This is a genomic window from Burkholderia sp. E168m23 (genome assembly GCF_016586125.1).
Taxonomy (GTDB): domain Bacteria; phylum Pseudomonadota; class Gammaproteobacteria; order Burkholderiales; family Burkholderiaceae; genus Burkholderia; species Burkholderia orbicola.
The window spans coordinates 1-7,372 of sequence record NZ_BCPP01000276.1 but is presented as its reverse complement, the minus strand read 5'-3'; the positions used below and the strand labels follow the sequence as shown (position 1 = coordinate 7,372).

General features: G+C 68.8%; 9 protein-coding genes. 1 reads left to right on the top strand and 8 read right to left on the bottom strand.

Annotated features, from left to right (window positions below; translation table 11 throughout):
• On the bottom strand, positions 1-1,427 hold a 1,427-nt coding region (locus JMF90_RS16050; RefSeq protein WP_201325221.1), incomplete at its 3' end, for an MFS transporter.
• A 137-nt stretch (positions 1,428-1,564) separates the two neighbouring features.
• On the opposite strand from JMF90_RS16050, the gene JMF90_RS16045 reads away from it, so the two are divergent.
• Complete coding sequence (locus JMF90_RS16045) at positions 1,565-2,440, top strand: LysR family transcriptional regulator (RefSeq protein ID WP_027808959.1); 876 nt, start codon at positions 1,565-1,567, stop codon at positions 2,438-2,440.
• 12 nt (positions 2,441-2,452) lie between these two features.
• On the opposite strand, the gene JMF90_RS16040 is transcribed toward JMF90_RS16045, so the two are convergent.
• The 7 genes from JMF90_RS16040 to JMF90_RS16010 form a co-directional block, all read right to left on the bottom strand.
• Positions 2,453-3,403, bottom strand: a complete 951-nt coding sequence (locus tag JMF90_RS16040) for a hypothetical protein (protein WP_011547990.1) — start codon at positions 3,401-3,403, stop codon at positions 2,453-2,455.
• Between the two features lie 149 nt (positions 3,404-3,552).
• Positions 3,553-4,005, bottom strand: coding sequence for a DUF3592 domain-containing protein (locus JMF90_RS16035; protein WP_011694701.1), 453 nt, complete (start codon positions 4,003-4,005; stop codon positions 3,553-3,555).
• Positions 4,006-4,148: 143 nt separating this feature from the next.
• Entirely contained in the window at positions 4,149-4,514 is a 366-nt protein-coding gene (locus JMF90_RS16030; RefSeq protein ID WP_006486240.1) for a response regulator, read from the bottom strand.
• A gap of 36 nt (positions 4,515-4,550) precedes the next feature.
• On the bottom strand, positions 4,551-5,510 hold the full coding sequence (locus JMF90_RS16025) for a chemotaxis protein CheX (RefSeq protein WP_011547992.1): 960 nt from the start codon (positions 5,508-5,510) through the stop codon (positions 4,551-4,553).
• A gap of 22 nt (positions 5,511-5,532) precedes the next feature.
• Complete coding sequence (locus tag JMF90_RS16020; RefSeq protein WP_011547993.1) at positions 5,533-6,114, bottom strand: hypothetical protein; 582 nt, start codon at positions 6,112-6,114, stop codon at positions 5,533-5,535.
• Complete coding sequence (locus tag JMF90_RS16015; protein ID WP_011547994.1) at positions 6,111-6,839, bottom strand: methyl-accepting chemotaxis protein; 729 nt, start codon at positions 6,837-6,839, stop codon at positions 6,111-6,113. The genes JMF90_RS16020 and JMF90_RS16015 overlap by 4 nt, the downstream gene beginning before the upstream one ends.
• 22 nt (positions 6,840-6,861) lie before the next feature.
• Positions 6,862-7,372: ATP-binding protein (locus JMF90_RS16010; protein ID WP_236597987.1), on the bottom strand; the 511-nt coding region annotated here is incomplete at its 5' end.

Here is a 7,372-nt window from a genome sequence, read left to right as displayed (position 1 = left end):
TGCCCCCGTTGCGCGGCTTCCGCACGGCCGGCCGCCCTCGCCGCCAGCGCGGCGATCGCGTAGGCGACGCCCCCGAGCGCCGCGACCGCCCACAGCGCATCGGTCAGATCCGGCAACAGGATCGTCGCGGCGCCTGCGATGGCCACGCCGAGCAGGCTGCCGGCCTGACGCGCCGCGTTGAGGAATCCGGATGCCACACCTGCCGCGTCGGCAGGCACCTGTTCGAGCACCGTCGCGATCATCGGCGCCACCGACAGCGCGGTGCCGGTACCGAATGCGGCCATGGCCATCCAGACCACTAGCCACGGCGCACGCAGCGCGAGCGCAAGCGCGATCGCCGGAACGGCCAGCGCCGCCATCGCGAGGCCGTTCGCCATCAGCGTGACGGGGCGAACCCGGCCATGCAGTTTTCCCGACAGCAGATTGCCGAGCGACAGGCTCAGCGCGAACGGCAACAACGTCAGCCCGATCTGCCGCGCGCTCATGCCGAAGCGTCCGTGCAGGTACAGGCTCAGCACGAACAGCAGCCCGAAGTAGCCGACATAGACGAGACTGCCCATCAGGTTCATCGCGACGAACACGCGATTGCGAAACCACGCGAGCGGCACCATCGGATGACGGGCACGCCGCTCGACGGCGACCAGCACGGCGGCCGCGAGCACGGCGATCAGCAGCGCGCACCGGACCTCGGTGGCGCCGGCGCCGCGCGTGGGCAATTCGATCACCGCGAAACACAGCGCGCCGAGCGCCGCCGCACCGACGCACTGGCCGACCCAGTCGAACTGGCGCACCTCCCGCGCGGCCGCTGCCCGAACCAGCGCCGCCGCGCCGGCAAAGGCGACCGCACCAGTCGGCACGTTGATCAGGAACGCGCTGCGCCAGCCGAAATCGTCGACGAGGAGCCCGCCAAGCACCGGCCCCACGGCGACCGCGACCGACGCGATGCCGGCCCACACCGCGATCGCCCGCGCCCGTTCGGCCGGCACGTCGAAGGTGCTGCGCACGATCGCGAGCGACGCGGGCAAGAACAGCGCGGCGCCCATGCCCTGCGCGAAACGCGCGGCCACCAGGAGCGCCACCGACGACGCGACGCCGCACGCCGCCGATGCACCGACGAACAGCGCCAGCCCGGCGAGATACACGCGCTTCGCGCCGAACCGGTCGGACAGCGCGCCGCCCGCGAGGATCAGCGCGGCGAAGCTGAGCGTATACGCGTCGACGATCCACGCGAGTTCCGCGACCGTCGCGCCGAGGCTCGTGCGCATTGCCGGCAGCGCCACGTTGACGATCGTCGAATCGAGCACCGCCATGAACATGCCGATCGCGACGAGCGCCAGCGTCAGGCGCTGCTCGCGCGCCGTCGGGCGGCCCGGCGCGGCCAGCGGAACGGTGGAAACGGGGACGGAAACGGAATGGCAATCGGACATGACACCTCCAGGCAGATGCCCGGAGTCTAGGACCCGGCGCGCGATGCGGAAAAGTGATAATTTCGCATTGGCCTGATGCAGATCTGCATCACCGATTCCCGTCCGCCGCCGCTTGCCCGATGACACAATCGATCCGTATGAACTGGGACAACGCCCGCTTCTTCCTCGCGCTGGCGCGCACCGGCACGCTGCGCGGCGCCGCGGCGCAGCTGAACGTCGATCAGGCAACGGTCGGGCGGCGGATCGCCGCGCTCGAGGACGAACTGTCTGCCCGGCTGTTTCTGCGCACGCCATCCCTCTATGTGCTGACGACCGCCGGCGAAGCGCTGCTCGAACCGGCCGAAACGATGGAACGCGCATCGCTGACGATCGAACGCCGCGTGATGGGGCTCGACGAGCAACTGGCCGGGTCCGTGCGCATCGCCACGACCGACACGCTCGGCAAGCGTTTCGTCGTGCCCGCAATCGCCAACTTGCGGCGCAGGCATGCCGGCATCGACGTCGTGTGCGTGACGTCGGCGCAAATCACCAACCTCACGCGCCGCGAAGCGGATCTCGCGATTCGCACGTTGCGGCCGGAATCGCCGGACCTGATCGTCAGGCGGCTCGGGCATCTCGAAACGGGCATCTATGCGTCACGCCGCTATCTGGCCGAACGGGGCGAACCGGTCGCGGGCAGCGCGTTCGACGGGCACGATCTGGTGATGTATCAGCAACCGGTGGTGCCGACGATGTGGGACGCGCTGTGCGGCGAACCGACTTCACGCGGCCGCGTGATGTTCCAGACCTCGTCGACGATGATGCTGGTGGAAGCCGCACTGGCCGGGCTCGGCATTGCGGAGCTGCCGTGCTTCCGCGCCGACACCGAGCCGGATCTAGTGCGGCTCATGCCGCAGCGGTGCAATCATTTCGACGTGTGGCTCGTCGCGCATGCCGATCTCTACAAGACCGCACGCGTGCAGGCGGTGATCGAAGCCGTCGTCGACGAATTCGCGACGGCGGCGGGCCGCTAACGGGCCGGTGCGTCAGCGCGGCTGGTACTCGCCATCGGCAGCAGACCAGCGAAACGTCCGGCGCCATTTGCCGCCGCGCTCTCGCAACTGCAAGTCGTGGAAGCCATCCGTCGACGTCGACAGCACGCTCAGCGCATTGCTGCCTTCCGTGATGTCGTGATCGCGCGTGCCGTCGCGATGCCAATCGCCGGCAATATCCCGGTAAAACATCATCGGCTGCGCGAACACGACGCGCAGCGTCTTGCCGTCGATCCGGAACAGGTACAGCGCCTCGAACGACGCACCACCGCCCGCATAGCCGATCGACCAGCCCGCCCGCACCCCGAACGCGGCATCGCCCGCCCGCAGCGTATACGGCGCGAGATCGAACCGCGACCACCGCTCGGGCCGTAACGCGACATCACGCGACTGCTTCGTCTGCTCGATGTAGTCGGGACTGTCGAGATTCGTGTCGCTCCAGTCGATCGCCTGTTCGAGCGGCTGTTCGGTCCGCGCGACGAGGCGCGGCACGCCGTCCGTACCGCGTTCGAACACGCCCAGCCAGACGAATTCCTTCCGGTCATCGGCCTCGGCGCGGCTCTCGAAGCCTTCGCAATCGGTGGGCGCACGGAATCGCAGCACCTCGCGCGCAATCTCGTCGGTCGGTGCCACGCACACGATCGCGACGAACGCCCCGGGGCGTTGCGGCCACGGTTTCGCGCCGACCAGCACGACACGCGCAAGCGGCTGGCCCGGGGCAAGCTGCGCCGCCAGCCCCTCCTTCGTGAAGCCGGGCGGCAGGTGCACGCCGAAACCGTCCGCTTCCGCGCCGCTCATGTCGCGCGCATACGCGGCACGGGCTTCGGGCGAACCGAGCTTCCCGGGCACTTGGTCGAGCGAATGCGCGGTACCGGCCGCGTGCGCGGGGAAGCCCGCGAATGCGGCGCCGATCGCGATGAGCCACGGCATCAAGCGAATTGTCATGCTGGAATGTCCTGTGAAGTAACGAGGCAACGTACTGCGACGCCGCACATGCAATCGTGTGCGTGACGACCGGATCGGCCCGCCGTGCCATGTGAGCGCCATGATGTTCTACTTGCCGGGTGCGACAAGTTTCAGCGCGCAGCGGGCGGTCACGTCCGCTTGCGCCCGCTGCGCCACATGCGAACGCCCGACCGCAACTGACCGACCCCGCCGACGAAAAAGACCGCGCCCATCACGCCGAACGCCAGCACATCGCCCCAGATCGCGCCGAACGTGTTCATCCGCGCGGTCGTCCTCGGCGCGTCCGGCGCATAGCGCACTTCGACCGTCGCGCCGTCCTCGACGCTGACGGCGCCGCCCTGCGCATATTCGACGTGCTCGCCCGCGAGCGTCGTGAACGCGATCTCCGGATGATGCGGACCCGCGTTCAGCTTGAGCACGCGCCCCGGCACGACGACCGACGTTCGCAGGAATTCGCGTGTCGACTGCGCATACAGCGCGACGCCGATCAGCATGCACGTGCCCACGATGGTAAAAACGATGCCCTTCGCGATCCGCCACTCGATGTGCTGCGCAGCGGGTCGCCCGATTTCGGATGCCATCTGCTTCGTTCCGCTCCTGATGTTCGTCAATGCCGGGCGCGCGGCACACGATGCGCCGCCACGCCGCCCTCGGCATCCGGCAGGATACGGACATCCCGGCACGCTGTAAATTGCGTCCGCAAGCGGCTCGCCGGCCGCGCGCGTCAGCCCGCGAGCTTCTTCAGCGCGTCGAGCACCGCGTCGCCCTTGAACGGTTTCACGATCCAGCCCTTCACGCCGGCGGCCTTGCCACGCTCCTTCATCGCCGGGCTGCTTTCGGTCGTCAGCATCACGACGTTGACCGCCGTGTTCGCCAGTTCGCCGCGAATCTTCTCGACCATCGTCAGGCCGTCCATGTTCGGCATGTTCACGTCGCTGATCACGAGACGCACGCCGGGCGTCGCCTTGAGCTTCGCGAGCCCGTCCTTGCCGTCGACGGCCGTCGCGACGTCGAGCCCGTGATTGCGCAGGAAGCCTGCCACTTCGTCGCGCACCGTGCCCGAATCGTCGACCACCAGAATCTTTGCCATGTCGTATTCCCCTTTCGTCGTTGCTGACTTCAACATTCAAAACAGTTCGAGTTCGCCCGCCTCGACCATCGGCCCGACGTCCTGCACCGATTCGCGGAAATCCTCCGGCGACCAGCTCAGGCTGAACACGAAACGCTGGTCGAGACGGACCGAACGCCCCGATGCCGGATCGGTCATCCGGTACTTGAAACAGAGCTGCGGACAGTCGCCGCCGAACGAGATGAACTTCTGCTTGTGATTGACGACGAGCGGCACCTGCACCGGATGGCGCGCCAGCGCCTCGGCGTCGCCGAGATAGCGGTTCTTGAACGCGCCCCACACGAGGTTGGTCAGCTCGCCGAGCACGCTGTTCACGTCGCGGAAATCCGGCGCGCGGCCGCCGTCGCGCGTGCCGCCGAGCATGTCGAGCAGCGGCTGCTCGCTCGTCTGCAGCAGCATGTAGCCGCGGCACCATGCGCTTTCGAGCGCGATCAGGCTGAACACCTCGCCGAAGATGATCTGGTCGCGCACGATGCACGGCGTGTCGTGCTCGATCGTCATCCCCGGGAACAGGCTGTCGATGCGCGCCTCGGTGATCTCCGAGATGCCGCGCACCAGCGCGTTCGGGTAGTCGCGGCTGAACAGGTATTCGTCGATCGCGCGCGCGAGCGGCGTCATGTCGTCGGCGACGTAGGCCGCGCACGCGACCCGCGCGAGTACATCGGGCAGCCCGTCGCGCGACGCCAGCGATTCGCGGCGCAGGATGATCGGCAGTTCCGGGCGCAGCGCGTCGATCTGCGTCGCGATGATCGCGCTCTCGACTGGCGAGCCGCCGTAATCCTCGGCCAGCAGGATCGCGCCGAGGTCGATGTTCGAGCGCAGCACCTTCAGCAGCCGGCTGCGCCGCACGGTCAGGCCGACCAGGTTGTGGGCGTCGCAGAAACGCTTGATCGCATCGGCGTGCACGCGGCTGTCATCGAGCACGAGCACCTTGCTGACGGGTTGGTCTTCGGTCATCTCATCGATTCCTGATGGTCGGTCAGAACAGTTCGAGCTCGCCGCCGGTGTCCACCGCGGCCGTTTCCGGCACGTGGAAATCGACCGGCGCGTTCGCGCACACGCACAGCGTCGCGCCGACCCGCACGTCGCCGTCGAGCGTCAGGTCGTACGCGGCCACGTAATCGGGTGCGAGCGCATGCAGGTAGTCGACGCTCGCGCCGCTCAGCAGGTAAGGCGTCGACATCCCGAGATCGGGAAACGGCGTGGTCAATGCCTGGTTGATCGCGCCGCAACACAGGTTCGCGACTTCCATGAACGCGTCGGTCAGCGGCCGCTGGCTGTTCGTGCCCGCCGTCGCGCCGGCGAAATGGCGGCGCGTCGCGTCGTCGTCGCTGAAACGCAGCGCGAGCAGCAGGCGGAAATGCAGCGCCGAGATCGTCAGCACGACCACATACTCGGGCACCTTCGGCTTCGATCGCGGCTTCGCGTGCCCCCGATCGGGCGCGTCGGGGTCGTGACCGGCGGCCGGCCGGATGTCGCACGCGCCGCCGGCGGCGAGCCGCGTGCGCGCGGCATCGAAGAAGATCCGCTCGAAACCCGCCCTCGCCTGCGCGCTGATCACGCGGCCTCTCCTTCGATCCGCGCATGCAGTTGCCCGGCCAGCGTCTCGACGGTCGCGAGCGCGGCCGTGATCATCTTGCCGCCGGCCTGGATGTCCTGGAACGTCGCGGCCGTCACGAGATCGTTGCGGTTCAGGCTGTCGCGATAGCTGTTCGACAATTGCTGCGAGCGCGCGGCCAGCCCGCGCACCTCGCTCGCGACGATCGAGAAACCGCGCCCGGCCGCGCCCGCGCGCGCCGCCTCGATCGACGCGTTCAGCGACACGATCGACACGTGCGCGACGATCGCCGACAGTTCCTGGTTCTTCGCGCGCATGTCCTGGTTCTGCGTGGTCAGCGAGATCATCTGTTCGTGCCAGCGCTCGAACGTGGCGGCCAGCCCGCGCAGGCGCGCGGCTTCGTCGGCGATCTTCATCGCATGCTGCGCGAGCGCCGCGCGGTCGGCCGACAGCGCCTGCAACGCGTCGCGCTGCGCGCCGTTGGTCGAGGTCTCGCGCGTCAGCGCCTCCCCGAGCTGCGCCTCGCGTTGCGCCCATGCGTCGGCCGCTTCCGCATGCGCGGACGCCGCGTCATCTGCGCGTGCGGCGGCTGCGTCGAGCGCGTCGTGCAACGCGTCGGCCTCGCGCGCCAGCGTCGCGACGAGCCGTTGGCGCATCGCACGAAACACGATCGCCGCCGCCATCGCGACGATCACGCCGCCCGCCAGCGCGGCGGCCATCTGAGTCATCCACGCCTGCACGATCACGCCGTCACTCCGCTGCGTCGATATCCGCGACGCGTGTGCGTTGCGCGTGCCCCGTGCCGGGCGCGGCGCCGTCCGCCGCGAAGCGCGCGGGCAGCGACACGATCGTCTCGAACGCGCGATACGGGGCACCGACGCGATCGTCGGTGAAGCGCAGCGCGATATCGCCGCCGTCGCGCTTCAGGAAATTGCGCACCGCGTCCATGCCGACGCCGCGCCCCGATACTTCGGTCACCGTCTGCGCGGTCGAGAAGCCCGGCCGGAAGATCAGCTCGGCGACGTCCTCGTCGGACAACGCCGCTTCGCTTGCGGCATCGATCCAGCCGCGCTCGCGCGCGATGCCGCGAATCCGGTCGAGCGCGAGGCCGCGGCCGTCGTCGGCGAGCACGAACCACAGTTCGCCGCCGCCCACGCCGACCGCGATGTCGATCGTGCCGGATGCCGGCTTGCCGGCCGCGCGCCGCGCGTCGGATGACTCGATCCCGTGGTCGATCGCATTGCGCAGCAGGTGCATGAAC